The organism is Streptomyces sp. NPDC042002 (assembly GCF_055588305.1).
Window position 1 is genome coordinate 68,233 of sequence record NZ_JBVJCT010000002.1, and the last position, 26,536, is coordinate 94,768.

Annotated in this window: 23 protein-coding genes; 9 read left to right on the forward strand and 14 right to left on the reverse strand. The window is 71.6% G+C overall.

Annotated elements, in window-relative coordinates; genetic code table 11:
- Positions 1–146: 146 nt before the first annotated feature.
- On the reverse strand, positions 147–1,187 hold the full coding sequence (locus tag ACZ6KY_RS03065) for an NAD(P)-dependent alcohol dehydrogenase (RefSeq protein WP_469308566.1): 1,041 nt from the start codon (positions 1,185–1,187) through the stop codon (positions 147–149).
- Positions 1,188–1,361: 174 nt separating this feature from the next.
- On the opposite strand from ACZ6KY_RS03065, the gene ACZ6KY_RS03070 reads away from it, so the two are divergent.
- Positions 1,362–2,276, forward strand: a complete 915-nt coding sequence (locus ACZ6KY_RS03070; RefSeq protein WP_469308955.1) for a helix-turn-helix domain-containing protein — start codon at positions 1,362–1,364, stop codon at positions 2,274–2,276.
- 127 nt (positions 2,277–2,403) lie between these two features.
- Here ACZ6KY_RS03070 and ACZ6KY_RS03075 read toward each other — a convergent pair whose 3' ends face one another.
- From ACZ6KY_RS03075 to ACZ6KY_RS03095, 5 genes are all read right to left on the reverse strand, one after another.
- On the reverse strand, positions 2,404–3,174 hold the full coding sequence (locus tag ACZ6KY_RS03075) for a globin domain-containing protein (RefSeq protein ID WP_469308567.1): 771 nt from the start codon (positions 3,172–3,174) through the stop codon (positions 2,404–2,406).
- A 75-nt stretch (positions 3,175–3,249) separates the two neighbouring features.
- Entirely contained in the window at positions 3,250–3,933 is a 684-nt protein-coding gene (locus ACZ6KY_RS03080) for an ABC transporter ATP-binding protein (protein WP_469308568.1), read from the reverse strand.
- A gap of 41 nt (positions 3,934–3,974) precedes the next feature.
- A complete protein-coding gene (locus ACZ6KY_RS03085; protein ID WP_469308569.1) occupies positions 3,975–5,441 on the reverse strand; it encodes an ABC transporter permease in 1,467 nt (488 codons plus the stop codon).
- A 190-nt stretch (positions 5,442–5,631) separates the two neighbouring features.
- Positions 5,632–6,900: a L,D-transpeptidase gene (locus ACZ6KY_RS03090; protein WP_469308570.1), complete on the reverse strand. Its 1,269-nt coding sequence runs from the start codon at positions 6,898–6,900 to the stop codon at positions 5,632–5,634.
- 227 nt (positions 6,901–7,127) lie between these two features.
- On the reverse strand, positions 7,128–7,472 hold the full coding sequence (locus ACZ6KY_RS03095) for a hypothetical protein (protein ID WP_469308571.1): 345 nt from the start codon (positions 7,470–7,472) through the stop codon (positions 7,128–7,130).
- 110 nt (positions 7,473–7,582) lie between these two features.
- Here ACZ6KY_RS03095 and ACZ6KY_RS03100 point away from each other — a divergent pair, with 110 nt between their 5' ends.
- Entirely contained in the window at positions 7,583–7,915 is a 333-nt protein-coding gene (locus ACZ6KY_RS03100; protein ID WP_469308572.1) for a hypothetical protein, read from the forward strand.
- Positions 7,916–7,953: 38 nt separating this feature from the next.
- Complete coding sequence (locus tag ACZ6KY_RS03105) at positions 7,954–8,706, forward strand: DUF2625 family protein (RefSeq protein ID WP_469308573.1); 753 nt, start codon at positions 7,954–7,956, stop codon at positions 8,704–8,706.
- Positions 8,707–8,905: 199 nt separating this feature from the next.
- Here the strand turns inward: ACZ6KY_RS03105 and ACZ6KY_RS03110 are convergent, their stop codons facing one another.
- The 5 genes from ACZ6KY_RS03110 to ACZ6KY_RS03130 all read right to left on the reverse strand — a co-directional run bounded on the left by ACZ6KY_RS03110 (position 8,906) and on the right by ACZ6KY_RS03130 (position 15,268).
- Complete coding sequence (locus tag ACZ6KY_RS03110) at positions 8,906–10,729, reverse strand: DEAD/DEAH box helicase (RefSeq protein ID WP_469308574.1); 1,824 nt, start codon at positions 10,727–10,729, stop codon at positions 8,906–8,908.
- A gap of 135 nt (positions 10,730–10,864) precedes the next feature.
- Positions 10,865–11,068 carry a cold-shock protein gene (locus tag ACZ6KY_RS03115; protein ID WP_261702157.1) on the reverse strand — a complete coding sequence of 68 codons (204 nt, stop codon included), beginning with the start codon at positions 11,066–11,068 and terminating at the stop codon, positions 10,865–10,867.
- Positions 11,069–11,312: 244 nt separating this feature from the next.
- Complete coding sequence (gene hutH / locus ACZ6KY_RS03120) at positions 11,313–12,851, reverse strand: histidine ammonia-lyase (protein WP_469308956.1); 1,539 nt, start codon at positions 12,849–12,851, stop codon at positions 11,313–11,315.
- A gap of 191 nt (positions 12,852–13,042) precedes the next feature.
- Positions 13,043–14,197, reverse strand: a complete 1,155-nt coding sequence (locus tag ACZ6KY_RS03125; RefSeq protein WP_469308575.1) for a GGDEF domain-containing protein — start codon at positions 14,195–14,197, stop codon at positions 13,043–13,045.
- A 243-nt stretch (positions 14,198–14,440) separates the two neighbouring features.
- A complete protein-coding gene (locus ACZ6KY_RS03130) occupies positions 14,441–15,268 on the reverse strand; it encodes an enoyl-CoA hydratase/isomerase family protein (protein ID WP_469308576.1) in 828 nt (275 codons plus the stop codon).
- Between the two features lie 203 nt (positions 15,269–15,471).
- On the opposite strand from ACZ6KY_RS03130, the gene ACZ6KY_RS03135 reads away from it, so the two are divergent.
- A complete protein-coding gene (locus ACZ6KY_RS03135) occupies positions 15,472–17,628 on the forward strand; it encodes a hypothetical protein (protein WP_469308577.1) in 2,157 nt (718 codons plus the stop codon).
- Positions 17,629–17,701: 73 nt separating this feature from the next.
- On the opposite strand, the gene ACZ6KY_RS03140 is transcribed toward ACZ6KY_RS03135, so the two are convergent.
- Both ACZ6KY_RS03140 and ACZ6KY_RS03145 read right to left on the reverse strand, forming a co-directional pair.
- Positions 17,702–18,784: an adenylate/guanylate cyclase domain-containing protein gene (locus ACZ6KY_RS03140; RefSeq protein WP_469308957.1), complete on the reverse strand. Its 1,083-nt coding sequence runs from the start codon at positions 18,782–18,784 to the stop codon at positions 17,702–17,704.
- Between the two features lie 476 nt (positions 18,785–19,260).
- Positions 19,261–20,133, reverse strand: coding sequence for a biotin--[acetyl-CoA-carboxylase] ligase (locus ACZ6KY_RS03145; protein ID WP_469308578.1), 873 nt, complete (start codon positions 20,131–20,133; stop codon positions 19,261–19,263).
- A gap of 134 nt (positions 20,134–20,267) precedes the next feature.
- Between ACZ6KY_RS03145 and ACZ6KY_RS03150 the strand changes: the two genes are divergently transcribed.
- The 4 genes from ACZ6KY_RS03150 to ACZ6KY_RS03165 all read left to right on the forward strand — a co-directional run bounded on the left by ACZ6KY_RS03150 (position 20,268) and on the right by ACZ6KY_RS03165 (position 23,188).
- Entirely contained in the window at positions 20,268–21,860 is a 1,593-nt protein-coding gene (locus tag ACZ6KY_RS03150) for an acyl-CoA carboxylase subunit beta (protein ID WP_469308579.1), read from the forward strand.
- A gap of 31 nt (positions 21,861–21,891) precedes the next feature.
- Complete coding sequence (locus ACZ6KY_RS03155) at positions 21,892–22,101, forward strand: acyl-CoA carboxylase epsilon subunit (RefSeq protein WP_469308580.1); 210 nt, start codon at positions 21,892–21,894, stop codon at positions 22,099–22,101.
- Between the two features lie 153 nt (positions 22,102–22,254).
- Positions 22,255–22,383, forward strand: coding sequence for a morphogenic membrane protein MmpB (gene mmpB / locus ACZ6KY_RS03160; RefSeq protein ID WP_469308581.1), 129 nt, complete (start codon positions 22,255–22,257; stop codon positions 22,381–22,383).
- A gap of 184 nt (positions 22,384–22,567) precedes the next feature.
- On the forward strand, positions 22,568–23,188 hold the full coding sequence (locus ACZ6KY_RS03165) for a Maf family protein (protein WP_469308582.1): 621 nt from the start codon (positions 22,568–22,570) through the stop codon (positions 23,186–23,188).
- 200 nt (positions 23,189–23,388) lie between these two features.
- Here the strand turns inward: ACZ6KY_RS03165 and ACZ6KY_RS03170 are convergent, their stop codons facing one another.
- A complete protein-coding gene (locus tag ACZ6KY_RS03170; protein ID WP_469308583.1) occupies positions 23,389–23,976 on the reverse strand; it encodes a hypothetical protein in 588 nt (195 codons plus the stop codon).
- 355 nt (positions 23,977–24,331) lie between these two features.
- Between ACZ6KY_RS03170 and ACZ6KY_RS03175 the strand changes: the two genes are divergently transcribed.
- A complete protein-coding gene (locus ACZ6KY_RS03175; protein WP_469308584.1) occupies positions 24,332–26,104 on the forward strand; it encodes an acetyl/propionyl/methylcrotonyl-CoA carboxylase subunit alpha in 1,773 nt (590 codons plus the stop codon).
- Positions 26,105–26,536: the final 432 nt, after the last annotated feature.

Sequence of the window (26,536 nt, forward strand, 5' to 3'; positions counted from 1 at the left end):
CTGTTTTTCTCCGCCCCCCCCCCCCCCACCCGCCCCCCCCCCCCCCCCCCCCCCCCCCCCCCCCCCCCCCCCCCCCCCCCCCCCCTTTCCCCCCCCCCCCCCCCCCCCCGCCCAGGAGCCTTGCGTGTCAGGACGGCGCGATCAAACTAGATCGTGGCCGTGTCGATCACGAAGCGGTAGCGGACGTCGCTCGCCAGCACCCGCTCGTACGCCTCGTTGATCTCGCTCGCGTCGATCAGCTCGATCTCGGCGCCGAAGCCGTGCTCGGCGCAGAAGTCCAGCATCTCCTGGGTCTCCTGGATGCCGCCGATGCCGGAGCCCGCGAGGGTCTTGCGGCCGCCGATCACCGAGAAGAGGTTCAGCCGGACCGGCTCCTCGGGCGCGCCCACGTTCACGAAGGCGCCGTCCGTCCGCAGCAGGGCGAGGTAGGCGTCCAGGTCCAGCGGGGCGGAGACGGTGGACAGGATCAGGTCGAACGTGCCGCGCAGCTCCTTGAAGGTCGCCGGGTCGCTGGTGGCGTAGTAGTGGTCGGCGCCGAGCTTGAGGCCGTCGTCCTTCTTGCGCAGCGACTGGGAGAGGACCGTGACCTCGGCGCCGAGCGCGTGGGCGATCTTGACACCCATGTGGCCGAGACCGCCCATGCCGAGGACGGCGACCTTCTTGCCGGGGCCCGCGTTCCAGTGCTTGAGCGGGCTGTACGTGGTGATGCCGGCGCAGAGCAGCGGCGCGGCCACGTCGAGGGAGATGCCGTCGGGGATGCGCAGGGTGTAGTTCTCGTCGACGACGATCTTCTCGGAGTAGCCGCCGTAGGTGGGCTCGCCGTCCTTGCCGACGGAGTTGTACGTGCCCACGCCGCCGCCGGTGCAGTACTGCTCCAGACCGGCCTCGCAGTTGTCGCACTCACGGCAGGAGTCGACCAGGCAGCCGACGCCCACCCGGTCGCCGACCTTGAACTTGGTGACACCGGAGCCGACCTCGGAGACGATGCCGGCGATCTCGTGGCCCGGCACCATCGGGAAGGTGGCCTCTCCCCAGCCCTCGCGGGCCTGGTGGATGTCGGAGTGGCAGATGCCGGCGAACTTGATGTCGATCAGGACGTCGTGCTCTCGGACCTCGCGGCGCTCGATGGTGGTGCGCTCCAGCGGGGCCTTGGCGGCGGGAGCGGCGTACGCGGCGACAGTGGTCATGCCGGGGTTCTCCTCGGGAGGGGGGTGGACCGTGCCCGGCTGTCTTCCGTCGGGCACGGCAACCAGCCTGCCCGATCCCTCAGGATTCACCCAGGTCACGGTTCTGCGTATGTCCACTGGTCCTACTACTGGCGGGGTCAGGCTCCGCAGCGTACGACCGTGAATACTGGACGGATGGACGAACAGCTCTCCGCGGGGCCCGCCGGGGAGGCGGCCCACCCGCTCGACCGGCGCGCCGAACTCAGCGAGTTCCTGCGCAGCCGCCGCGCCCGGCTGAAGCCGGAGGACGTCGGGATGCCCGACTTCGGGCGGCACCGCCGGGTGCCCGGACTGCGCCGCGAGGAGCTGGCCCAGCTCGCCGGTGTGTCCGTCGCCTACTACACGCGCCTGGAGCAGGGCAACGGGCGCAATGTGTCGGCCGAGGTCCTGGACTCCATCGCGCGGGCGCTGCGGCTGACGGACGCCGAGCACAACCACCTCACGCACCTCGCGAAGCCCAAGCAGCACAAGAAGAAGCAGGCGGCCCGGCCGCAGCAGGTGCGCGGTGCCCTGCGTCAGCTGCTCGACACGCTCGACGGCGTCCCGGCGTACATCACCGGACGGCGCTCCGACGTGATCGTCTGGAACCGGATGGCCGCGGCCGTCTTCGGGGACTGGTCGGAGCTGCCGCCGCAGGAGCGGAACTGGGCCCGGATGGTCTTCCTCAGGCCCGAGTACCGGGACCTGTTCGTGGAGTGGGAGCAGAAGGCGATCGACATCGTCTGCCTGCTGCGCATGGACGCGGGCTGCCATCCCGACGATCCGCGGCTGGCCGCGCTGGTCGGGGAGCTGTCCGTGAAGAGCGAGGACTTCCGGCGGCTGTGGGCGACGCACGACGTGAAGGAGAAGAGCCACGGGGTGAAGCTGCTGCGGCATCCGCTGGTGGGCGACCTCGCGTTGCAGTTCGAGTCGTTCCGGCTGGTCGGCGATACCGAGCTGGCCCTGGTCACGTACCACGCGGAGCCGGGGTCGAGCTCGGCGGAGGCGCTGCGGCTGCTGGCGTCCTGGGGAACGGACGCGACCCGCGCGGGCACGTCCTCATCCCAGTGACCGGCCCCCGCCGGCCACTCCGGCAACCACCCCGCCGACCCTCGCATCGCGGCCTCGCGCGGGGCCACGGCTCACGGATCGCCGGCTCTCGAACGTCGATCACTGATCGCTGATCGCCGGTCACGGCTCACGGTTGGTACGGCGGTGCGGCCCCCCAGGTCCACTTCGGTACCGGCTGTTCCGCCGGCGGCTTCGCGTCCGGGCCGGAGTAGTGAACGGCCAGCCGCGTGCCCCACTCGGTGTACGCGAGGAAGGCGGAGCGGAACTCGGCGTCGGTGGGCAGGTCCGCGTCGTCGGCGGCGTCCTGGAGCAGGTTGACCCAGCGGCGGCGCTGGACCTCCGTGATTCCCTTGCCCAGGTGTCTGGCGACCATGTGACCGTGACCGCCCTGGGTCTCGGAGTACGCCGGCGGTCCGCCGAAGACCTCGCCGAGCCAGAGGGCGACATGAACGGCGTGTTCGGGCGCGAGGTCCGCGAACAGGGGCGCGAGGAGATCGTCTTTGAGGACCTTGTCGTAGAACGCCTCGGTGAGACGGGTGAAGGCCTCGGCTCCGCCCGCCCAGGCGTAGAGCGTGGGCACGGAGGCGCCCCGGCCCCGCACCGATGTCGGCTTGTAGTGCCGCATCTCCTCGATGCTGCCGACGTAGGGGCTGATCTCGGCGAGGAAGTCGGCGAAGAGCTCCGAGTTGCGGAAGCCCTCGACGTGGTCCTCCGTCGACGTCCAGGTGATCCTGAGGATGAAGTGCTCGAAGTCCTCCTCGCAGCGCGCGAGTTCGTAGTCCACGCACTGCGGGGCCGCTGCGAGCCGGCCGGCGGCCCGGGTGTAGGCGGCCAGGAACTCGGCCGACTGCCGCTCGGGAATCCGGTACCGGATGTATTCGACTGTCGAAACGGTCATGCCCCCACACAAACACGAACGGCCACCGGAAGTCCTGTTTCCGGTGGCCCGTTCGCTGCGGGCTCACTTCCCCCGCTACGCTCCGGCGTTCTCCTTGACGGTGATCTTTCCCTTGCGGATCGTCGCGACCCGCGGGGCCTTCTTCGCTATCGAGGAGTCGTGCGTGACCATGATGAAGGTGAGCCCGTGCTCCTTCCACATGGCTTCGAGTACGTCCATGATCTCGTCGCGCATGGACTCGTCGAGGTTTCCGGTGGGCTCGTCGGCGAGCAGCACCTTGGGCTGCTTGACCAGGGCGCGCGCGATGGCCACCCGCTGCTGCTGACCGCCCGAGAGTTCGGCGGGCAGATGTCCGAGCCGCTCGGCGAGCCCCACGGACTCCAGTGCGGCGGCGGCCCGTTCGCGCCGTTCCTTCGCCTTCACACGCAGCGGTACGAGCGCGGTCTCGACGTTCTCCTGGGCGGTGAGCGTGGGGATCAGGTTGAAGCTCTGGAAGACGAAGCCGATGTTCTCGCTGCGGACCTTGGTGAGTCTCGCCTCGGACAGCTTCGCCATGTCGGTGCCGTCGAGTTCGACACTGCCCAGGGTGGGACGGTCGAGCCCGCCGAGCATCTGGAGCAGGGTGGACTTGCCGCCGCCGGTGGGGCCCTGGATGACGAGCCGGTCACCGTCCGCGATCGTCAGGTCGACTCCGTCGAGCGCGTTGATCGTTTCCTTGCCCCGCTGGTAGCGCTTGGTGACGCCTCTGAGTTCGTACATGGTGCGACTCCTGGGATACGTAAGTACGTAAGGGGCGGGGCTTATTCGACGCGGCGCAGGGCGTCCGCGGGACGCAGCCTGGAGGCGCGCCAGCCGCCGAAGGCGCCGGCGATCAGACCGCCGGTGACGGCCAGGGCGACCGCGACGGCGATGATGTCGACGCTGACGGGCGCGGTGAGCGCGACGTCGAGGGCCTTGGAGGCGGTCTGCCGCCCCGGGCCGCCGAAGCCGCCGCCGCCACCGCCGCCGAAGCCGCCACCCCGGCCGCCGCCCGTGCTTCCGAGCTGTGCCTGGAGGGTGGGGCTGATCTCGGTGACGACGTAGGCGCCGGCGAGGCCGAGGGCGATACCGAGGGCGCCGCCGACCAGACCGTTGACGATGGCCTCGCCGACCACCTGGCGGGTCACCCGGCTCGACGTCCAGCCGAGCGCCTTGAGGGTGCCGAACTCGCGCACCCGGCGGGAGACCGCGGAGGAGGTGAGCAGACCGGCGACCAGGAACGCGGCCACGAGCACCGCGATCGACAGCCACTTGCCCACGTTTGACGCGAGGTTGGAGGCCGTGGAGAGGGAGCCGGAGACCGTGCTCGCGAGGTCCGCGGAGGTGGTGACCGTCGTGCCCGAGATGTTCTTCTGGATGGTGCTCTTGACGCCGGAGATCTGCTGCGAGTCGGACGCCTTGACGTAGATCGTGGTGACCTTGTTCTTGGAGTCGCTGAGCGTCTGTGCCTGCTGGAGCGGGATGTAGAGGTTGGCCGCCGCGTCACCGCTGTCGGGCGTCGCGATGCCGACGATCTTGTACTTGACGCTCTTGATGGTGACGGTGCCACCGAGCTTGAGCTTCTTCTCCTTGGCGTACGACGTGTCCGCGACGACGACCTTGGCGTTCGTCTCGGAGGTCTTGAACGTACGGCCGCTGGTGATCTTCGACGAAGTCAGCGGGCCCAGCGCGGGCTTGGTGACGTCGGTGCCGTAGACCGAGTAGTTGTTGACGTCGAAGTTGGCGCCGCCGCCCTTGACGGTGCCCTGCGGCGAGGGCTGGGCACCACCCCGACCGCGCTGCCCGCTACCGCTGTTGGGGTTCTGCTGGAACTGACCGCGGGTGAACTGGCCGTTGATCCTGATGACTTGGAGGCTCAGTCCGCCGACGGCGTCCGCGACGCCCTTCTGGGTGTCGACCTTGGCGACGGTGGAGGAGGCCAGGGTCTGGAAGCCCTGGACCAGGACGCGGTCGCTGCTCTGCTCCTTGTCGGAACCGTTGTCGTTCGCGCCGAAGTTGAAGCGCGGGCGCTGGCTGGTGCTGGTGGCCGGCGCGGCGGCCTTGGTGACCGTCATGTCGGTCCCCAGCCCGTAGAGCGACTGGAGGACCTTGCCCTGGGCCGTCTGCATGCCCGAGGACACCGAGCTGACCACGATGACCAGGGCGATGCCCAGGGCGAGCCCGGAGGCGACGACGAGGGCCGCCTTTCTGCGGCGGCGCAGTTCGCGCCTCAGGTAGGTGAAGAACATGGCCGCAAGCTAGGTACGGCATGTGATGAAGCCATAAGGCCGAAATAAGAGAACGATGAGAAGGCTGTGGCCGGGCCCAGAAACCTTTGGGAAACGCCGATGCGGCGGCGGCCCGTGGGGGCCGCCGCCGCATCGGCGTCGGGTCGTGCGTCCCGGTCCCGGTCCCGGACCGTCAGATCGTGCCTCGGTCTCAGACCGCCGAACCGGCCTTCCAGGCCGCCCAGTCCAGGTTCCAGCCGTTGAGGCCGTTGTCCGGGGCGATGGCCTTGTCGCCGGTGTTCTTGACGACCACGACATCACCGATCAGCGAGTGGTTGAAGAACCACGCGGCGGGCGTGTTGGGGTCGCCCGCGCCCTTGGTGTCGGACAGGCCCACACAGCCGTGGCTGGTGTTGACGGAGCCGAAGACCGACTTCGCGCCCCAGTAGTTGCCGTGGATGAAGGTGCCGGAGTTCGACAGACGCATCGCGTGCGGCACGTCCTTGATGTCGTACTCGCCCTTGCCGTCGTTCTTCTTGAAGCCGACCGTCGAGCCGTCCATCCGGGTCTCCTTGAACTTCTCGGAGATCACCATCTGGCCCTGGTACGTCGTGTGGTCCGGAGCACCCGCGGAGATCGGGATGGTCTTGACGACCTTGCCGTCCTGGGTGACCTTCATCGTCTTGGTCTGGGCGTCGACGATGGAGACCTGGTTGCGGCCGACCTTGAAGGTGACCGTCTTCTGCTGCACGCCGTAGACACCGCTCGCGCCCTGGACGCCGTCCAGGTTCAGCTTGAGGGTGACGGTGGAGCCGCCGGTCCAGTAGTTCTCGGGGCGGAAGTCCAGGCGGTTGGCGTTGAACCAGTGCCCGACGACCTCCTGGCCGCTGCTGGAGGAGACGGTGATCCCCTTCTGCACCGCGGCCTTGTTGGTGATCGCCTTGTCGAAGTTGATCGAGACCGGCATGCCGACACCGACGGTGGAACCGTCCTCCGGCGTGAAGTTGCCGATGAAGCTGTTGGCCGGGGAGACCGTGCTGAACGACGCGTTCTCGTTGGCCGTGCGGCCCGCGGAGTCGGCGGCCACGGCGGCGATCTTGTAAGTGGTGGCGCGGTCCAGCCGGTTGAGGGGCTTCCAGCTCTTCTTGTCCGCTGATATCTGACCGGCCACGGCGGTGCCGGTGGCGGTCTTCATCGTGACGGACGTGAGCGAGCCCTTGCTGACCGTGACCGCGGTGCCGTTGTTGATCGAGGCGTTGTCGGAGCCGTCCGCGGGCGTGATCTTGATCTGGGCCTCGGAGGTCTTCTTGGCTGCCGCCTCGTCGACCTTGGCCTGCGACGTGGGGTCGCCGCCGTCCGATGCGCTGGCCTTGCTTCCGCCTCCGCTGCACGCAGAGAGCACCAGCACCCCGCCGAGCAGTGCGGACGCGGTCATCAGACGCTTGCGCCGCTTACTGTCCGTCATCACACGCTTCTCCATCGTTGCCGAATCCCGAAAGGACCACGGGAGCCCCGTAAGTACTGTCAACGCCGCAACCGGTTCGTCCCGTTCCACTTCACGCGGAAGTGTGGCCCATGCCACGTTCGCCGCGTTCGGATACGCGGACCGAAGTACCGAAGTGGTGCGGAGGCTGCCAGTGCGTCACCGAGGACGGGGGAACCCCGGACGACGACGGCCGGCCGGGGTCATGCTCTTCCCGAACCGCGTCAGCCGCGCACGTCTTGCTCGTCGCCCTCGTCAGCATCATCCTCGTCGATGTCCCAATCCGGCGAATCGGGATCGTAGTCAATGGGCTCACTGCTCCACGAAGCCTGGGCCAGTTCGATGCCTGGCACCTCGCTGACCAGGTCGAACGGGTCCACGAGATAGGCCAGGGCCTCGGCCGTGTCTTCCGTCACTGCGCCCTCGGCGTGCGACCGTTCATCGGCCGGCAAGTCCGTGTCGTCGCCGATCCGGCGCAGCGCGGCCTTGGTGACGGCGTCGGCGTCATCGATTTCCAGCACAAGTTCGACACGAAGCCGGACAAACCGTGATGTCTCAGGGGTACTCATGGGAGGGAGCGTACGGCCCCTGGGATGCGCGACTTTCCCGCGACCCGCGCCTTTCATTAGCATCGCCCCACACGGCCAATTCGCAAGCGCCACAAGGGGATCGATATTTCGTGTCCGCCGCACGTCGATCGTTGCTGACCGCCACCGCAGCGGGGACCCTCCTGGGAGCCCTGTGGTTCGTCCCGTCCGCCAACGCGTCCCAGGACATACCCACTCCGAGCGCGACGACGCCGACGTCCGCACCGAGCGTCACCGCCGCGACACGGAACTCCACGGAGCCGGACACCGGGCCGCACACGCTGTCCGGCGACGCCGGGACCCGGCTCGCCGACACCGGCGCCGTGGACACGACGCCGTATCTCTTCGGCGGCACGCTCTTCCTCTGCCTAGGTGCCGGATTCGTGACGTATTCCGTGCGCCGTGAGCGCATGATTGCCTACTGAGCGCATCGACCGCGCTCCGGACAACCCACAGGGAAGCCATGCGAGAGCTGAGCGAGCTGACGGACGTCGAGGAACCGGCCTGGCCGCTGCTGGCCAAGGCGCTCGCCGCCAGCGGAGTGTCCATGGAAGTACCTCCGGTGGACCCCGGTCTGGGCCGCGCGAGCCTGCACCAACTGCAGATCACCGCTCGGTCCTGGCTGGGCGGGATGGTGCTCAACTGCGGCGGCGTGGTGCTGGACAGCGGCTGGCTGCGGATCTACGGCAGTCCCGGCGAGGACCTGTCGACGGGGGTGCCGGACGGTACGACGGACCTTCCCTCGCTGGCCGAGGTCAACGGATTCCCCGAGCGGTTCGACCCGGACTGGCGCCCGCGGGACGGCGGACTCGTCGTCGGCCACGACGTGCTGGGCGGGGTGTTCGTCCTCAACGGCACCGACCCGGAGTCCGTGGGGCGTCCCGGGCATCCGGGCGAGGTCGTGTACTTCGCGCCGGACTCACTGAAGTGGGAGGCGCTCGAAGTGGGCCACGGGGCATGGCTCCAGTGGCTCCTCAGTGAGGGCACGGACCAGTTCTACGACACCCTGCGCTGGCCCGGCTGGCGGGCGGAGTCCGGGGCGCTGACGGGCACGCAGGGACTGTCCGTGATGCCGTTCCTGTGGTCGGCTGAGGCACGGCGCGACCTCATGTCGACGAGCCGCCGCGCGGTGCCGCTGGCCGAACTCCTCAGCCTGCACCGGGACTTCGCCCTCAAGCTGGACGGCGTGGACCCGGGTTTCCTCGGCGACGTCTGAACTCCCGCGGTAATCGGCCCGGTTGCCGGGCACGGCACGAACCCCGCGACCGCCGGCCATAGGTGACCGGTCATGGCTGGTCACGACCAGTCACGTCCGGTCACGGCTGGAGGAGGCGTGCCCGGGCGCCGGGCACGCGGCGGCCCCGCGCCCCGGAGGGGGCACGGGGCCGCGGTGAAGCCGAACGGATCCGATCCGGTCAGGCGGCCCGGCGGCCGCCACCGCTCTGGCCGCCACTCTGACCACCGCGCTGCGGAGCGCGACCGCGACCGCCGGAGCGACCGGCACCCGCGCCGCCACCGGCCTCCGTACGACGACCGGCGCTACCGCCCGCCTCCGTACGACGCCCGGCGCCACCGGCTTCCGTACGACGGCCCGTGCCGCCGCCGGGCTCCGTACGACGGCCCGCGGATCCTGCTCCGCCCGTCTCCGTACGACGGCCCGCGGATGCTCCGCTGGTGCTCGTGCGGCGTCCGGTGGCCGTGCCACCCGTCGCGCCGCCGGTGCCCGGACGTCCGCCGCGCTGCTGACGGCCCTGGCCGTCCGACCCGGCGCCCGAGCGCGCGGCCGTGCCGCCGCCCGCGACCGAAGGCCGCCTGGCGCCGCCCCCGGTGGGGGCACGGCGCGCCTTGGGCCGCTGCTTCGGCTGCTCGGCCTGCTGCGGGACCTCGATGACGACCGGGACCCCGGAGGGCTCGCGGGCGCCGGTGAGGCGGGCGAGTTCCTCGTCGCTGGACTTGACGCGGGCGGTGCGCGGCGTGATGCCGGCGTCCAGCATCAGCCGGGTCATCTCACGCTTCTGCTCGGGGAGCACGAGAGTGACGACGCTGCCGGACTCTCCGGCGCGGGCGGTACGGCCGCCGCGGTGGAGGTAGTCCTTGTGGTCGGTCGGCGGGTCGACGTTGACCACGAGGTCGAGGTCGTCGATGTGGATGCCGCGGGCGGCCACGTTGGTGGCGACGAGCGCGGTGACCTGACCGTTCTTGAACTGGTCGAGGGTGCGGTTGCGCTGCGGCTGGCTGCGCCCGCCGTGCAGGGCGGAGGCCCGGACACCGCTGGCGAGCAGCCGCTTGGTGAAGCGGTCGGCGCCGCGCTTGGTGTCGACGAAGAGGATCACCCGGCCGTCGCGGGCGGCGATCCGCGTCGCGACCGCCTTCTTGTCGGTCTCGTCGGCGACGTGCAGCACGTGGTGCTCCATGGTCGTCACCGCGCCCGCGGACGGGTCGACGGAGTGCACCACGGGGTCGGTGAGGAACATCTTGACGAGTTTGTCGATGTTCTTGTCGAGCGTGGCCGAGAAGAGCAGCCGCTGGCCGCCCGGCTCGACCTGCTTGAGCAGCGCGGTGACCTGCGGCATGAAGCCCATGTCGGCCATCTGGTCGGCCTCGTCCAGCACGGTGATCGCGACCTGGCCGAGAGCGCAGTCGCCCCGCTCGATGAGGTCCTTGAGCCGCCCGGGGGTGGCCACGAGGACCTCGACGCCACGGCGCAGCGTGCCGGCCTGGCGGCCGATCGACATGCCGCCGACGGCCGTGGCCACACGCAGGTTGACCGCGGTGGCGTACGGCGTGATCGCGTCGTCGACCTGCTGGGCGAGTTCGCGGGTGGGGACGAGGACGAGCGCGAGCGGGTTCCTCGGCTCGGCACGGCGGCCGGCGGTGCGGGCGAGGAGCGCGAGCCCGAAGGCGAGCGTCTTGCCGGAGCCGGTGCGTCCCCGGCCGAGCACATCGCGCCCGGCGAGGGAGTTGGGCAGCGTGGCGCCCTGGATCGGGAAGGGATCGGTGACACCCTGGGCCGCGAGGGTCTTCGTCAGGGCGGCGGGCATGTCCAGCGCGTCGAAGGACTCGACGGCGGGCAGCGCCGGTGTGACGGTCTCGGGCAGGGAGAACTCCTGCGGCGGCGTCACCTTGCGGGTGGCGCCACCTCGGCCGGCGCCCCGGCCTGCGCTCTTCGCGGAGCCGGCGGTCTGCGCGGCACGGGCGTTTGCCGGCCGCTTACGGACGGGACGTTCGGATCGAGTCATGCTGGATCTGGATTTCCTTCCTGGGCCCCACGGACTGCACACACAGCGCTCACCGACTGCATGAGCTGTCACAGCGCTGAGCCGGGACCCGCACCCGAAGGGGCGGGACCCGGCTCTGGAAAAGCGCGCCTCGAACTAGGCGGGGAGGATGTTCTCCGCCTGCAGGCCCTTCTGGCCCTGCGTGACCTCGAAGGAGACCTTCTGGCCCTCGACGAGCTCACGGAAGCCGGAGCTGGCGATGTTCGAGTAGTGGGCGAAGACGTCGGGGCCGCCGCCGTCCTGCTCGATGAAGCCGAAGCCCTTTTCCGAGTTGAACCACTTCACGGTGCCAGTAGCCATGTTGTTCTCCTGAACAGGTAGTGGGCCCCCATCCGGAGATGCACCGGGTAATGCCGGAGATGCCGGTAAAACAAAACGCGCCTGCGGAGGATTCCGATCAGGCGCACAAAGTAAATGGGTACCAAAAACGTATCAATGAGACAGTAGCACACGCCGAGGCGAGGGTGCGAGGCGAGGTACGTGGGCCGGGACACACCCGGCCCACGTACGACGGAACGCCATCGGCACAGCGCTGGGACCTGTCCTAGGCGAGCGGGCCGGTCACCGGCTCCACCGCGGCCACCACGCCGCCGGCACGCACGAACGCGTCCGCCGCCGCCAGGTCGGGGGCGAGGAAGCGGTCCGGGCCGGGGCCCTGGACGCCGGCCGCGCGGACGGCGCCGATGACCGCCCGCGACGCCGGGGCCGGGGTCAGGCCCTCGCGCAGCTCGATCGCGCGCGTGGCGGCGTACAGCTCGATCGCCACGATGCGGGTCAGGTTGTCCACGGAGGCGCGCAGCTTGCGCGCGGCCGACCAGCCCATGGAGACGTGGTCCTCCTGCATGGCGGAGGAGGGGATGGAGTCCGCGGACGCCGGTACGGCCAGCCGCTTCATCTCGCTGACCAGTGCGGCCTGCGTGTACTGGGCGATCATCAGGCCCGAGTCGACGCCGGCGTCGTCCGCGAGGAACGGCGGCAGGCCGTGCGAACGGTTCTTGTCGAGCAGCCGGTCGGTACGGCGCTCGGCGATCGAGCCGAGGTCGGCGGCGGCGATGGCGAGGAAGTCGAGGACGTAGGCGACCGGGGCGCCGTGGAAGTTGCCGTTCGACTCGACGCGGCCGTCGGGCAGCACGACCGGGTTGTCGACGGCGGAGGCCAGCTCGCGCTCGGCGACCGTGCGGGCGTGCGCGAGGGTGTCGCGGCCCGCGCCGGCGACCTGCGGGGCGCAGCGCACGGAGTAGGCGTCCTGGACGCGCGGGGCGCCGTCCTGGTGGTGGCCGGTGAGCTCCGAACCCTTCAGCACGGCCAGCATGTTGGCGGCGCTGGCACCCTGGCCGGGGTGCGGGCGGATGGCGTGCAGTTCGGGCGCGAGGACCTTGTCCGTGCCGAGCAGCGCTTCGAGGGAGAGCGCGGCGGCGACGTCGGCCGACTTGTACAGCGTCTCCAGGTCGGCGAGGGCCATGACCAGCATGCCGAGCATGCCGTCGGTGCCGTTGAGGAGGGCGAGGCCCTCCTTCTCGCGCAGTTCGACGGGGGCGATGCCGTGGGCGGCGAGGAGTTCACCGGCCGGCCGGACGACTCCGTCGGGGCCCTCGGCGTCGCCCTCGCCCATCAGCGTCAGGGCGCAGTGGGACAGCGGCGCCAGGTCTCCGGAGCAGCCGAGGGAGCCGTACTCGTGGACGACCGGGGTGATGCCCGCGTTCAGGATGTCCGCCATGGTCTGCGCGACCTCGGGCCGCACACCGGTGTGGCCGGAGCAGACGGTCTTGAGCCGCAGGAACATCAGCGCGCGGACGACCTCGCGCTCGACGCGCGGGCCCATGCCGGCGGCGTGCGAGCGGACGATGTTGCGCTGGAGCTGGGCGCGCAGTTCCGGGCTGATGTGCCGGCTCGCCAGGGCGCCGAAGCCGGTGGAGACGCCGTAGACGGGCTCCGGCTTCGCGGCCAGCGCCTCCACGATCTCGCGGGCCGCGGCGAGGGCCGCCACCGCCTCACCGGAGAGCTCGATCCGGGCGCCGTCGCGCGCCACGGCGAGAACGTCGGACGCGGTCACTCCGGACGTCCCCACCACCACAGTGTGCATATCCATATTCAGGAGCGTACGCAGTGAATTCGATGATGTCACTAGCGGGTGACCCGTTGACCCCTTACTCCGGCGTACGTCACAGCGCCCTCCGGCGCCCCGTCATGGGCGGGGCCCGATCACCGGTGAATCCGCTCATATCGCCATCGCGTACATCGCATACATCGCGTACGGGGCCGGTCGTATCGTCATCACGCAGGGGGCCGGTCGTGCCGCCCGCGGAACCTGCGGCGTTCGCCGGCCGTGGGCGACGGCGCGTCGGCGAGGCGTACGACGGGATCGTCGGGGCCCTCGCGCCCGGCGACCACGGGCTTCGCGGCCCGGACGGCCTTCGCGCGGTACTGGGCCGCGTCCGCCAGCCGGAACAGCCGGCGCGCCGACCGTACGGGCCCGATCGGGTCCTCGGTCGAGGCGACCCCGCACGCCACCCCCTCGCCGAACTCCAACTCGGCCGCACGGCGGCAGAGTTCGTCGGCGATTCGGACCACGTCGTCCGCCGGCGGCCCCACCGCCAGCAGACAGAACTCGTCGCCGCCGAGCCGTGCGGCGAGGGTGCCGGGGAGCATGGCCCCGCACAGCGAGAGCACCGACCCGAACCGTTCGAGGAGCCGGTCGCCGACTGCGTGTCCGCGGGTGTCGTTGACGCGCTTGAGCCCGTTGAGGTCGCAGACGACGAGGCTGACCACGACCCCGTCCTCCTTGTGCAGTTCGATGGCCTCGTCGAGACGTACGTCGACGGCGCGACGGTTGGCGAGTCCGGTCAGGGCGTCGGTGTAGGCGAGCCGCCGGGCCTCCTCCAGGCGCTCGGTCTGGGCGATCCCGGCGGCGACGACGGAGGCGAGGACGGTCGCGAAGTCGGCGTCGGCCCGGCCGAAGACGGGGGCGCCGGCCGGCCGGGCCACGTAGAGCTCGCCCCAGGCCCGTCCGTGCAGCACGATCGGCGCGACGACGCAGCAGCCGCGCCCGCGTCTGCGCAGCGCGGCGACGCGCTGGTGGCAGTACCCGGCGGGACCGGCCGCCGGGCCGTCGGCGGTCTCGACCCAGGCGTTGGGCTCGCCGCCGCCCGCCCACCGCTCGTGCAGGAACTCGGTGATCTCCGGGAACTGGTGCACCGGGTAGGCCTCCCCGTCGGGGAACTCGTCCTCGTCCGGGGCGCGGTCGCCCACGTTGGCGAGCACCCGCAGCCGGCCGAGTTCGCGCTCCCACACGGAGAGCGCGGCGAAGCTCCCGGCCAGCGCGTGACACGCGCCGAGCGCCGCGGCCCGCCACGACTCCCGCGGGGTGTGCGCCGCCGCCATCCCCTGCGCCAGCGTCACCACGGCCCTCAGCCGACTGTCCTCACCCATCACCCCAGGCTAGGGATATTTGGGCACATTTGGGATATCGGTGCGGCGAACAGGGGTCCGGTCGTGCGGCCCGGACCGGGGGGAGCGGACCGTGGAGCGGACTGCGGGCCGAACCCGGGAACAGGCCGTGAGCGAACCCGTGAGCGGACCGTCGACCGAACCCGGGAGCCGACCGGGAAGCGAGCCGGAAAACGGGCCGGGAAGCGGGCCGGGAAGCGGCGGATCCCGGGGGCTACTCCCCGGCTACTCCCCCGGCCACTCCGGCTTGCGCTTCTCGTTGAACGCGGCGACTCCCTCCGCCCGGTCCCCGGAGAAGGCGACGGACCGCCAGGCCGCGTCCTCGACCTCAAGACCGGCCCGCAGATCGAGTCCGTGCCCCAGCCGCAGGGCACGCTTGGCGGCACGCAGCCCGACCGGCGAGTTCGCGGCGATACGGGCCGCCAGGGCGAGCGCTTCCGCCCTGTCCTGCCCCGCCTCCACCAGCTCGTCGACCAGCCCCAGTTCCCGCGCCTCGGCCGCCTCCAGCCGCCGTGCCGAGAAGATGAGCTCGGCCGCGCGCGCGGCACCGACCCGGCGCGGCAGCAGCTGCGTACCGCCGCCTCCGGGGATCACGCCGACGGACACCTCGGGCAGTCCGACGACCGCCGTACGGTCGGCCACGATCAGGTCGCAGGACAGCGCCAGCTCGAACCCGCCGCCCAGCGCGAAGCCGTGCACAGCGGCGACGGTCGGCATCGGCAGCTCCAGGACACCGGTGTACGCGGCTCGCGCGACCGGCCGCTGCCGCACAAGCTCGGCGTCGGTGAAGGAGTTGCGCTCCTTCAGGTCGGCGCCGACGCAGAAGGCGCGTTCATGGGTGGAGGTGAGCACGACCACGCGTACGTCCCGGTCGGCGGCGAGTGCGTCGCAGGCACCGGCGATCGAACGCGCCATGTCCGTGGACACGGCGTTCATGGCCTTGGGCCGGTCGAGGACGAGCTCGGCGACGTGTCCGTGCCGCCGTACGGCGACGAACTCCCCGAACCTCCGCTCGTCCGACTCCGTCCCCTGGTCCGCCCCTTGCTGCGCCATGACACCCTCCCGGTTAACGCGGGTTAACAATCGACGTCCCGATCATCGCAGCCGAGGCCGTCCGGCGAAACCCGCCCCCTCGCGCCGTACCTCCTCGTTCGAGTGACATCCCGCCCAAATTCGTTTCTCCTCTCTCAGACCGCGCATAACCTGCGCACCGCCGCAGCGCATTCGGGACACCGGCACACCGGGGAGGGACGACCATGACGAACCGCGAAACACCGCAGGCCACCAGCACCCGGCCGGGCCCGCGACCCACACTCACGCGACCGCCGGCCCCGAGGCCGCCGTCCGAGCCCACCGCGCCCGGCACCCCGCCGGGCTGCCCGCCTCCGGCCGGCACAGCGGCGCCGTCGAATCCGGCGCCGCCCCGCTCCACGGCAGTGGGCGCCCAGCGGTCCGGCTCCGCGACGGCCGGGGCCACACCGGCGGACTCCCGGTGGATCCGGGTCACGCCGCTCAACCGGGCGATGTCCGCCCCCACGCCGCTCAGCACCACCCCGCTCGACGCCCTGGACGCACCCACGGTGAGCACGAGCACCGTGGGGCCGGGCACAGCCCGGGCCGCCACCACGAGGAACGACGCGACGACAGCGGAGTCCGCGACAGCCAAGGCCACGACGGCGGGCAGCACAGCGGTCAGGGCGACCGGATCCGCCCCGGCAGGAGCCACGAAAGCCGACGTCGGTGCTACCCGGCCCCTGACGGTCGGCGCCGCGAAGGCGGTGAACCCGAACGCGGGAACCACGGCGGTCGGGTCCACACCGACCGGTGCCGGGGGTGCCCGGCCGTCGGCCGTCGGCGCCCCTGCGGCGGGTGCCATCGCCGCACGGGCCACGGCGACCGGAGTCGCACCAGCCGCCGGTGCCGGGCGGCCACAGAGCGTCGGAGCGGCGACGCCCGCGACCCGCCTCGCACCGACTGTCGACTCCGGTGCCGGCGCTGCTGCCGGTGCCGGTGCCCCGAAAGCCGGGCCCACGACCATCGGTCCCGCGACGGCGGCCGGGGTCGGCGCACAGGCCACGGCAACCCGCCCCACACCGGGGCTCGGCACGCAGCAGGCCCGGCCCAGCGTCGTCGTCGGCGGCGCTCGGACCAGTGCCCCGGACACGCGGGCCGCGGCGGTCGGAACCACAACGCCCGGCTCCGGAGCGGCCGGCTCCATGAACCCCGAGGGCACCCCGGGCAGGGCCGCCAAGGTCTGGGCCACCTCACCCGGGGGACTGACGGCCGGGGCTACGGCGAGCGCGAAGGTACGAGAGGCGGCCCGGGCCGCGTCAGGCACACGAGCACAGCAGGCCGGGGCTGCGGCGGGCACGCAGACACGCGGGGCCGAAATCGCGGCAGGCACTCCGGTGCGGGAGATCGGCGCCCCGTCAGGCACGCGCGCGCAGGAGAACGGGGCCGCAGCGAGCACGCAGGCACGAGTGACCCCGTTCTGGGCAGGCAGCACTCCGGTGCCGGAGGCCAGCGCCGCGCCGGTCACGCGCGCACGAGGGGCCGGGGCTGCATCGGGCACGCAGGCACGTAGGGCCGGATTCGCGGCTGGCACTCCGGTGCCGGAGACCGTGGCCGCGTCAGGCACGCCCGCGAAGGAGACCGGGGCCGCGCCGGGCACGCGCACGCAGGCACGAGAGGCCCGGGTCGCGGCAGGCACTCCGGTGGCGGACGGTGGTGCCGGTCGGAGGCGAGGGATCGTTCCGGCACCGCGGTCGGGCGGCTCGCGCGGGGCCGCGGACGCACTCGGCGGCAACGAACCCGCCCCCGTCCGGCTCCGTACCGTCCGGGGCCGGCACCGCCGACCCCGGCCACGCCGGGTGCTCTTCGCCGTAGGAGGACTCGCCCTCGCCGCGGGAGTGCTGAGCCTCGCCCGGATGACACCGGAGTCGGTGACCGCAGGCGGCGGGAACGCGGAGGCGGAGCCGGTCGCGACGGCCACGGACACCGACGGAGCGGGCGACGCCGTCCCCACCGTCGAGGCCATGCCCTCGCCCACGCATCCCGGGGCCGCGCCGGCGAGCGCCGCGATGGGCGGGACGAGCCCGGCGCCCTCCTCGGACGCCGGCCGGATCCCGGCGTCGATCCCGACAGCCCCAGCCACCATCCCGGCGGCCCGCGGCGAAGCCCCCGTCACCACCGCACCGGACACCACAGGCATCCCCACGGCCCCCATGACGACACCACCGCCAGCGCGATCGACACCGACGCCGACGGCCATCCCGACCACCGCGGCGCCGCGGCACACACCGTCCCCGTCCCCGACCACCCCGGCACCGGCGCCGCACCAGCCGCCCGGCGTGTGCGTACCGATCGTAGGGATCTGTGTGAACGGGTTGCTGGCACCCGGCCACGACGATTGACCGGGCAGGGCAAGGCAGGGCAGGGCCCGACTCGGGTCGACTCGACCCGGCCCTGGTCTGCTGAGAAGTGGCGCTACGTCCCGTTGGCCCGGCGGGCCAGCAGCCACGGTTCGATGACGCCGAGTCCGCGAACGGGCCGCTGCCACATCGGCTGGAGCGCGAAGCGGTACGAGGGGGGTTCCTCGCCCTCCTTCTCCGCCGAGGCCGCGGCCTCGGCGGCCTCCGCCTCGGAGGCGGGAGCGTCACCCGTGCGGGTCAGCTCCTCCGCGAAGGCGCCGTCGACGAGCACGGCGTCGCGCGGCGCTATCGACGTGAGCCGGCTCGCCAGGTTCACGGTCGTACCGAACACGTCGCCCATCCGGGTGGTCACCGTGCCGAAGGCGATGCCGACGCGCAGCTCCGGCATCGTCTCGTCGTTCGCCATCGTCTCGATGAGCCGCAGCGCGATCTCGGCGGCGACACCGGCGTCGTCCGCGGAGTAGAGCACCTCGTCGCCCAGGGTCTTGATGAGCCGGCCTCCGTGGGCCGCCACCAGGTCCGCCGCGGTGGTCTCGAAGGCCTCGACGAGTTCGCCGAGCTCCTCTTCCTCCATGCGGCGGGTCAGCCGGGTGAAACCGACCAGGTCGGCGAAGCCGACGGCGAGCCGGCGGTCGACCATCTCCTCGTCGTCCGCCGCCTGCACGACCCGGCCGGTGGCGGCGGCGAGCTGGCGGCGCCAGACGTAGACGAGGAACTCCTCCAGTTCGGGCAGGAGCAGTTCGATCAGGGGGTACGTCACCTCGGTGCGCGTCATCCCCGGTTCCGGGGGCTCGGTCAGACCCTCCAGAAAGGAATCGATCTGCCATTCGGCCAGACGGGCGGTGGTCTGCCCGGTGGACCGGGCCACCTGGACGGCCATGGCCTCGCTCAGCAGGCCCGCCTCGACGAGACCGGCGAGGCGGCGCAGGGCCAGTACGTCGGCCTCGGTCAGCGCCTTGGCCTGGCCGATGTCGGCGAAGCCCATCGCCCGCCAGAAGCGGGAGGCCAGCTCCATGGAGACGCCCGCGCTGCGGGCCGCCTGGAAGGGGGTGTACCGCCGCTCGGCGCCGAGGATGAGCCCCTCCAGGCGCAGCGCGAGCGGGTCCTCGCCGGAGTCCGGCTCGGCCTCGGGGTCCACCCGGCCGTTCGCCTCGTGCCGCGCGTCGGGCCGGACGTCCGGCCGCGCGTCGGTCCGGTCGCCCCTGCGGTCGTCCCTGCGGATGTCGCTCCCCACGTCGAAACGGTCGTCCCTGCGGATGCCGGTTCCCGCGTCCGAGCGGTCCTCCGGGCGGTGGTCCAAGCGGTCCTCCGGGCGGGTGCCGGTCCCGGCGTCGGGACGGGCGTCCTGCCGGGCGTCGCCGTCCGCGGCGGCCCGTGCGGGTGTCGCGTCCGTGACCGGCCCGGCGGTACGGCCCGGCTCGCCGTCGGGGGCGGGGTGGGCGCCCGTGCCGGAGCCGGTGTCGTCGACGGTCACTCCTGCTGCCCTTCCGATCTGCCATGGTCAGGTATCGACCGCGCTCAACTCTACGGCAGGTGTGCGCTGGCTCACTCCCGACGGCGGGACCGAGGCCGGGGACGGTGCCGAGGGCTCACACCGCCCACCGGCCCGTCCCTTCACACCGCCCGCAGATGCACCACGTCCCCGGCCCCCACCGGCTCCCGCACGCCGTCCTCCGTCGCGATGACGAGCCGCCCGTCCCCGTCCACGGCCACCGCCTCCCCGACGATCGACCGGCCCCCGGGCAGCTCGGCCCGCACCGTCCGCCCGAGCGTCGCGCACCCGGCCGCGTAGGCGGCCTGGAGGCCCGAGGCCACGGGATCGCCGGCCGCGTCGCGCCAGCGCCGGTACCACTGGTCGAGGGAGCGCAGCACGGCCCGCAGCACGGTGTCACGGTCCGTGGTCGTCGCGCCCGCCAGCGCCAGTGATCCGGCGCCCGGCACGGGCAGTTCGTCGGCGCGCAGCGAGACGTTGATGCCGATGCCGACCACGACCGCGTCGGTGCCCGCGCGTTCCGCGAGGATGCCGCCGGCCTTGCGTTCCTCGCCGTCCACGGTGACCAGGAGGTCGTTGGGCCACTTGAGTGCCGTGTCGACCCCGGCGGAGCGCGAGAGCGCCGTCGCGACGGCGACGCCGGTGAGCAGCGGCAGCCAGCCCCAGCGCTCGACGGGAACACCGGTGGGCTTCAGCACGACGGAGAAGAAGAGGCCGGAGCGGGCCGGTGCCGTCCACTGGCGGTCCAGACGGCCGCGCCCGGCGTTCTGTTCCTCGGCTACGAGGACGGCGCCCTCGTCGGCCCCCCGTTCGCCGGTGACGACGCCGACCAGGTCGGTGTTGGTCGACCCGGTGCGCTCCACCACCTCCACGTCGCACCAGAGACTGTCCTCCGGTGCGACCAGCGCCCTGCGCAGGGCGGCCCCGTTCAGTGGCGGACGGTCCAGATCGGACCACCGATTGTCGTTCACGTCTGCTGCATCTCGCGGCGTCATGCAACCCACCCTAGGTGTGGTAAACGCCGCACTGCCGATCGGTAGGCACGCCACTACGCTACGGATGAGTAGCAAGCCCCCCTTCTGAGCACCTCACTCTCACGTCCCCTTAGCAGGCAGGGAGCCGCACCCCGATGTCCGAGCCGGAAGAGCTGCAACACCCCGACATCCACACCACCGCGGGCAAGCTCGCGGATCTGCAACGCCGCATTCAGGAAGCGACGCACGCCGGCTCGGAGCGCGCCGTCGAAAAGCAGCACGCCAAGGGCAAGTTGACGGCTCGTGAGCGCATCGAACTGCTGATGGACGACGGTTCCTTCGTCGAGTTCGACGAGTTCGCGCGGCACCGGTCGACCGACTTCGGTCTTGAGCACAACCGCCCTTACGGCGACGGTGTGGTCACCGGCTACGGCACGGTCGACGGGCGCCCGATCGCCGTGTTCTCCCAGGACTTCACCGTTTTCGGCGGTGCCCTCGGCGAGGTCTTCGGCCAGAAGATCATGAAGGCGATGGACTTCGCGCTGAAGACCGGCTGCCCGGTCATCGGCATCAACGACTCGGGTGGCGCGCGGATCCAGGAGGGTGTCAGCGCGCTCGGCATGTACGGCGAGATCTTCCGCCGCAACACGCACGCGTCCGGTGTCATCCCGCAGATCAGCCTGGTCGTCGGCCCGTGCGCGGGCGGCGCGGTGTACTCCCCCGCCATCACCGACTTCACGGTGATGGTCGATCAGACCTCGCACATGTTCATCACCGGTCCTGACGTCATCAAGACGGTGACGGGCGAGGACGTCGGCTTCGAGGAGCTGGGCGGCGCCCGTACGCACAACGCCGTGTCGGGCGTGGCCCATCACATGGCGGGCGACGAGAAGGACGCCATCGAGTACGTCAAGCAGCTGCTGTCGTACCTGCCGTCCAACAACCTCAGCGAGCCCCCGGTGTTCCCGGAGGAGGCGGACCTCGCCCTCACGGACGAGGACCGCGAGCTGGACACGATCGTGCCGGACAGCGCGAACCAGCCGTACGACATGCACACGGTGATCGAACACGTCCTGGACGACGCCGAGTTCTTCGAGACGCAGGCGCTGTTCGCGCCGAACATCCTCACCGGCTTCGGCCGGGTCGAGGGCCACCCGGTGGGCATCGTCGCCAACCAGCCGATGCAGTTCGCCGGCTGTCTGGACATCGACGCGAGCGAGAAGGCCGCGCGGTTCGTCCGCACCTGCGACGCGTTCAACGTGCCCGTCCTCACCTTCGTGGACGTGCCCGGCTTCCTCCCCGGCGTCGACCAGGAGCACACCGGCATCATCCGCCGCGGCGCCAAGCTGATCTACGCCTACGCCGAGGCGACCGTCCCGCTGATCACGGTCATCACCCGCAAGGCCTTCGGCGGCGCGTACGACGTCATGGGCTCCAAGCACCTGGGCGCCGACCTCAACCTCGCCTGGCCCACCGCGCAGATCGCGGTCATGGGCGCGCAGGGCGCGGTGAACATCCTGCACCGCCGCACGATCGCGGCCGCCGAGGACCAGGACGCCACCCGGGCCCGGTTGATCCGGGAGTACGAGGACACGCTGCTGAACCCGTACACGGCGGCCGAGCGCGGCTACATCGACGGCGTGATCATGCCGTCGCAGACCCGCTCCCACGTCGTACGCGGCCTGCGTCAGCTGCGCACGAAGCGGGCATCACTGCCCCCGAAGAAGCACGGCAACATCCCGCTCTAGAACCCCGCAGACCCGGATCCTGGGAGCAGACATGACGATCAAGGTCGTACGGGGCAATCCGACCCCGGAGGAGCTGGCCGCCGCACTGGCGGTGGTTCGCGTACGCGCCGCGGCGGTGGCGTCCGCCCCGTCCGGCGCGTCCGGGCCGCGTGACTCCTGGTCCGACCCCGCCCGCATCGCCGCGCGCCGGCTCCCGCGGCCGGGCCCGACGACGTGGGGCCGGAGCTACTGGCCGGGCTAGGACGCTCCGGCCGGCCCCCGTCCCGCCGACGTCGGCGCGGCCGAGCGTGAAGGCCGCCGATCCCCCCTGTGGACCGTGTCCCAGGGGGGATTCCCGCAAGTTGAGTACGCGTACTCAGGCGCCCGGCGGCCCCGTCGTCGCACGATCGGGAGCATGCTGTGGTCCGACCCGGAGAACGAACCCCCCAAGGATCTCCGCGACATGCAGGACATGTTGCGACGCCTGGGCATTCTCCTGGCACTGGCCATGGTGATCGCGATGGCCCTGCTGGGCATCCGCTGACCCGGCCTCCGCCGAACCGGGCTCCACTCCCCCAGCCTCCGCCGAGCCGGGCTCCGCTGCCCCGGTTCAGCACCCGGTGTCCCGCCGATACGGACCGCGTCCGGCATCGCGACGGTCCCGCCACGCCCGCGTCGGGCGAACGGCAGCCGAGGCAAGGGCCCATCGGCGCCGATACCCTGAGCGCATGACCGATCAGCCGCGCCGCCGTCTCGTCCTCGCCTCGCAGTCCCCCGCCAGGCTCAACCTGCTGCGGCAGGCCGGACTCGCCCCCGAGGTGATCGTGAGCGGGGTCGACGAGGACGCCGTCACCGCACCCACCCCCGCCGAACTCGCCCTCGCGCTGGCCGAGGCGAAGGCCTCCGTCGTGGCGGCGCGGCCCGAGGTCCAGGGTGCCCTGGTGATCGGCTGCGACTCGGTGCTCGACCTGGACGGCGAGGCCCTCGGCAAGCCCGCGGACGGCGAGGAGGCCACCGCGCGCTGGAAGGCGATGCGCGGCCGGGTGGGCACGCTCCAGACGGGGCACTGCGTCTGGGACACGACACAGAAGCGGTGGGAGTCCGCCACCGCCTCGACCGTGGTCCGCTTCGGCAAGCCGACCGACGCGGAGATCGCCGCGTACGTCGCCTCGGGCGAACCCCTGCATGTGGCGGGCGCGTTCACCCTCGACGGCCGCTCCGCCCCCTTCATCGAGGGCATCGACGGCGACCACGGCAACGTCATCGGCATCTCGCTCCCGCTGCTGCGCAGGCTGCTGGCCGAACTGGGCGTCGGCATCACGGAGTTGTGGACATCCGGGGAGCAGTGAGCATCACGGCGTTGGACGGCCGGCCAGCCGGCGGGGAAGGGCCTGACCGACCGGAAGGGCCCTCGTCCGGCACGAAACACCTGGCCGCGCCCGGAGGGCGGCCAGGTGACCGAGGCGGCCCCCACGTGGCCGAGGCAGCGATCAGGTAGCCGAGAAAGCTGCCAGGCAGCAGAGAGAGCCGCCAGGCAGCCGAGGGAGCGTCAGGAGGCCGAGGCGGCCGGTGGCGGTGTCACCGCGGCCTCCGCTTCGGGACGTGCGCCCTTCGCCTCGGCGCCCTTCCCCAGGTCGACACTCCCGGTGGCAGCACCCTCCCCCTGTCCGGCACTCCCCGCGTCGGCCTCGCCCTCGCCGTCACCGTTCCCGCCGGCCTGCGGCGCGGCGTCGACGGGGCCGGTCTCCCGACGGTCGTACGCCAGGAGGGTGAACACGATCAGCGCGAGCGCGACCATCATGAAGGTGAAAGCGCCCCAGCCCACCAGGCCCACCGTGAAGGCACCGAGCAGGGCGTGCACCACGGCCGCGCTGATCAGCAGGACACGCCCGAGAAGGCCCGGGGGGCGCTGGCGGAGCGCGACCAGCAGCGCGGCCACGGCGCACGCCGCGAAGTAGAGGCCGAAGACCAGTCCGCCGATCTTCGACGACAACGACATCAGGTCGGAGTCGAGCCCCGCCAAGGACATGTCCTGGCGGTCGACGACCACGCCGAGGAACCAGTTGAGGAGTGCGATCCCTATCGCCTCCACGAAGAGCACGATCGCCGCCACCCACACCACCGGTCTGCGCACCACCGGCCCCACCCACTTCCGCGTGCTGTTACCCCAAGTACGTTCGAGACATCCCGAACGCTACTAACGGGTAAACCCCGGGACAAGGGTTCTGCCGAGGGCAAAGAATCGTTGGGCCATTCGTAGGGACTCCACAAAGAATCGTTGTGGGCCGCAGCACGGAGTCACAGAGACCTTGGCCACACCTGCGGGCTAGGGTTCAGGGAAGGATTCCGGCGTGCCTTGGCACGACAAGGGATTTCGCGGGTAGGGCGAGCCTCGTATCACGCTCCGTGTGGGCAAGCTCACCACTGGGGACAGGTCGAAACGTCGTGTTGGCTGTCCCTAAACTCGGCTTGTTTTCAAGGAGGGAGCCATCGTGCGCAAGGTGCTCATCGCCAACCGTGGCGAAATCGCTGTCCGCGTGGCCCGAGCGTGTCGGGATGCCGGGATCGCGAGCGTTGCCGTGTATGCGGAACCGGACCGGGACGCTCTGCATGTCCGTGCGGCGGACGAGGCGTTCGCGCTGGGCGGTGACACCCCGGCCACCAGTTACCTGGACTTCGCCAAGGTGCTGCAGGCCGCCAAGGACTCGGGCGCGGATGCCGTTCATCCGGGTTACGGCTTCCTTTCGGAGAACGCGGACTTCGCCCAGGCCGTTCTCGACGCGGGGCTGACCTGGATCGGTCCGCCGCCGCAGGCGATCCGCGACCTGGGTGACAAGGTCGCCGCCCGGCACATCGCGCAGCGCGCGGGTGCGCCGCTGGTGGCCGGTACTCCGGACCCGGTCTCGGGTGCGGACGAGGTCGTCGCGTTCGCCGAGCAGCACGGTCTGCCGATCGCGATCAAGGCCGCCTTCGGTGGCGGCGGGCGTGGTCTGAAGGTGGCCCGGACGCTGGAGGAGGTGCCGGAGCTGTACGAGTCGGCGGTGCGTGAGGCGGTCGCGGCCTTCGGGCGTGGCGAGTGCTTCGTGGAGCGCTACCTCGACAAGCCCCGGCATGTGGAGACGCAGTGCCTGGCCGACAGCCACGGCAACGTGGTCGTCGTCTCCACGCGTGACTGCTCGCTGCAGCGCCGTCACCAGAAGCTGGTCGAGGAGGCCCCGGCGCCGTTCCTGTCCGAGGCCCAGGTCCAGGAGCTGTACTCGTCTTCCAAGGCGATCCTGAAGGAGGCCGGCTACGTCGGCGCGGGGACCGTGGAGTTCCTGGTAGGCACGGACGGCACGATCTCCTTCCTGGAGGTCAACACCCGTCTCCAGGTCGAGCACCCGGTGACCGAGGAGGTCGCCGGCATCGACCTGGTCCGCGAGATGTTCCGGATCGCGGACGGCGAGGAGCTCGGCTACGGCGATCCCGAACTGCGCGGTCACTCCATCGAGTTCCGTATCAACGGCGAGGACCCGGGCCGCGGCTTCCTGCCCGCCCCCGGCACCGTCACCACCTTCGCACCGCCGTCGGGCCCCGGCGTCCGACTGGACGCGGGCGTGGAGTCCGGCAGTGTCATCGGCCCGGCGTGGGACTCGCTGCTCGCCAAGCTGATCATCACCGGCGCGACCCGCAAGCAGGCCCTGCAACGGGCGGCCCGCGCGCTGGCGGAGTTCCAGGTGGAGGGCATGGCGACCGCGATCCCGTTCCACCACGCGGTGGTCACCGATCCGGCCTTCGCCCCGGAGCTGACCGGCTCCAGCGACCCGTTCACGGTCCACACCCGGTGGATCGAGACCGAGTTCGTCAACGAGATCAAGCCCTTCACCGCGCCGGCCGTCACCGACGCCGATGACGAGCCGGGCCGCGAGACGGTGGTCGTCGAGGTCGGCGGCAAGCGCCTGGAGGTCTCCCTCCCGGTCTCGCTGGGCATGTCGCTGGCCCGTACCGGTCTGGCCGCCGGCGCGAAGCCCAAGCGCCGGGCGGCGAAGAAGTCCGGTCCGGTCGCCTCGGGCGACACGCTGGCCTCACCGATGCAGGGCACCATCGTCAAGGTGGCCGTCGAGGAGGGCCAGGAGGTCAAGGAGGGCGATCTGATCGTCGTCCTGGAGGCCATGAAGATGGAACAGCCCCTGAACGCACACCGCTCCGGCACCGTGAAGGGCCTGAGCGCGGAGGTCGGCGCCTCCGTCACCTCCGGCGCCCCCATCTGCGAAATCAAGGACTGAGCAACACGGACGGGTGACACACCCGTCTGATCGCTCCGAAGCGCCCGGCGAACCGCGTCTGCGGCCCGCCGGGCGCTTCGCTGCGCGGGCGGTCAGCGTACGAGCCTGCCGACCTCGTACGTACGACGAGCCTGGCGACCTCGTACGTACGGGCCTGACGACCCCGCGCGTAGCAAGCCTGCGCCGGTGTACGAGCCCGACGACGACGCACGAGTCCGCCCCGCCCCGACACCGCACGAGTCCGCCCCTCGCCCGCCGACGGCGCTTGCCCCCCCGTCCGCGCAACCGGCAATGATGCTTCGAGCCGTCCACCGCGCAACCCGTGGGCGTCCGTCCAGGGGCTGCCGGTGGCATCCTGGAGCGCACCGGGCGGTGGGAGAGGGCGGTGGAGGGCTGGTGGAAGCCATGGTGGGCGCGACCGCGGAGGAGCGG

Excerpts from the sequence above, each read along its gene's own strand:
- ACZ6KY_RS03115 (WP_261702157.1), bottom strand. The coding sequence starts at position 11,068 with ATGGCTACTGGCACCGTGAAGTGGTTCAACTCGGAAAAGGGCTTCGGC.
- ACZ6KY_RS03135 (WP_469308577.1), top strand. The coding sequence starts at position 15,472 with ATGACGAACCGCGAAACACCGCAGGCCACCAGCACCCGGCCGGGCCCG.
- mmpB (WP_469308581.1), top strand. The coding sequence starts at position 22,255 with ATGCTGTGGTCCGACCCGGAGAACGAACCCCCCAAGGATCTCCGCGAC.
- ACZ6KY_RS03105 (WP_469308573.1), top strand. The coding sequence starts at position 7,954 with ATGCGAGAGCTGAGCGAGCTGACGGACGTCGAGGAACCGGCCTGGCCG.
- ACZ6KY_RS03085 (WP_469308569.1), bottom strand. The coding sequence starts at position 5,441 with ATGTTCTTCACCTACCTGAGGCGCGAACTGCGCCGCCGCAGAAAGGCG.
- ACZ6KY_RS03065 (WP_469308566.1), bottom strand. The coding sequence starts at position 1,187 with ATGACCACTGTCGCCGCGTACGCCGCTCCCGCCGCCAAGGCCCCGCTG.
- ACZ6KY_RS03110 (WP_469308574.1), bottom strand. The coding sequence starts at position 10,729 with ATGACTCGATCCGAACGTCCCGTCCGTAAGCGGCCGGCAAACGCCCGT.
- hutH (WP_469308956.1), bottom strand. The coding sequence starts at position 12,851 with ATGCACACTGTGGTGGTGGGGACGTCCGGAGTGACCGCGTCCGACGTT.
- ACZ6KY_RS03070 (WP_469308955.1), top strand. The coding sequence starts at position 1,362 with ATGGACGAACAGCTCTCCGCGGGGCCCGCCGGGGAGGCGGCCCACCCG.
- ACZ6KY_RS03145 (WP_469308578.1), bottom strand. The coding sequence starts at position 20,133 with ATGACGCCGCGAGATGCAGCAGACGTGAACGACAATCGGTGGTCCGAT.
- ACZ6KY_RS03095 (WP_469308571.1), bottom strand. The coding sequence starts at position 7,472 with ATGAGTACCCCTGAGACATCACGGTTTGTCCGGCTTCGTGTCGAACTT.
- ACZ6KY_RS03080 (WP_469308568.1), bottom strand. The coding sequence starts at position 3,933 with ATGTACGAACTCAGAGGCGTCACCAAGCGCTACCAGCGGGGCAAGGAA.
- ACZ6KY_RS03155 (WP_469308580.1), top strand. The coding sequence starts at position 21,892 with ATGACGATCAAGGTCGTACGGGGCAATCCGACCCCGGAGGAGCTGGCC.
- ACZ6KY_RS03150 (WP_469308579.1), top strand. The coding sequence starts at position 20,268 with ATGTCCGAGCCGGAAGAGCTGCAACACCCCGACATCCACACCACCGCG.
- ACZ6KY_RS03130 (WP_469308576.1), bottom strand. The coding sequence starts at position 15,268 with ATGGCGCAGCAAGGGGCGGACCAGGGGACGGAGTCGGACGAGCGGAGG.
- ACZ6KY_RS03090 (WP_469308570.1), bottom strand. The coding sequence starts at position 6,900 with ATGGAGAAGCGTGTGATGACGGACAGTAAGCGGCGCAAGCGTCTGATG.
- ACZ6KY_RS03165 (WP_469308582.1), top strand. The coding sequence starts at position 22,568 with ATGACCGATCAGCCGCGCCGCCGTCTCGTCCTCGCCTCGCAGTCCCCC.
- ACZ6KY_RS03125 (WP_469308575.1), bottom strand. The coding sequence starts at position 14,197 with ATGGGTGAGGACAGTCGGCTGAGGGCCGTGGTGACGCTGGCGCAGGGG.
- ACZ6KY_RS03075 (WP_469308567.1), bottom strand. The coding sequence starts at position 3,174 with ATGACCGTTTCGACAGTCGAATACATCCGGTACCGGATTCCCGAGCGG.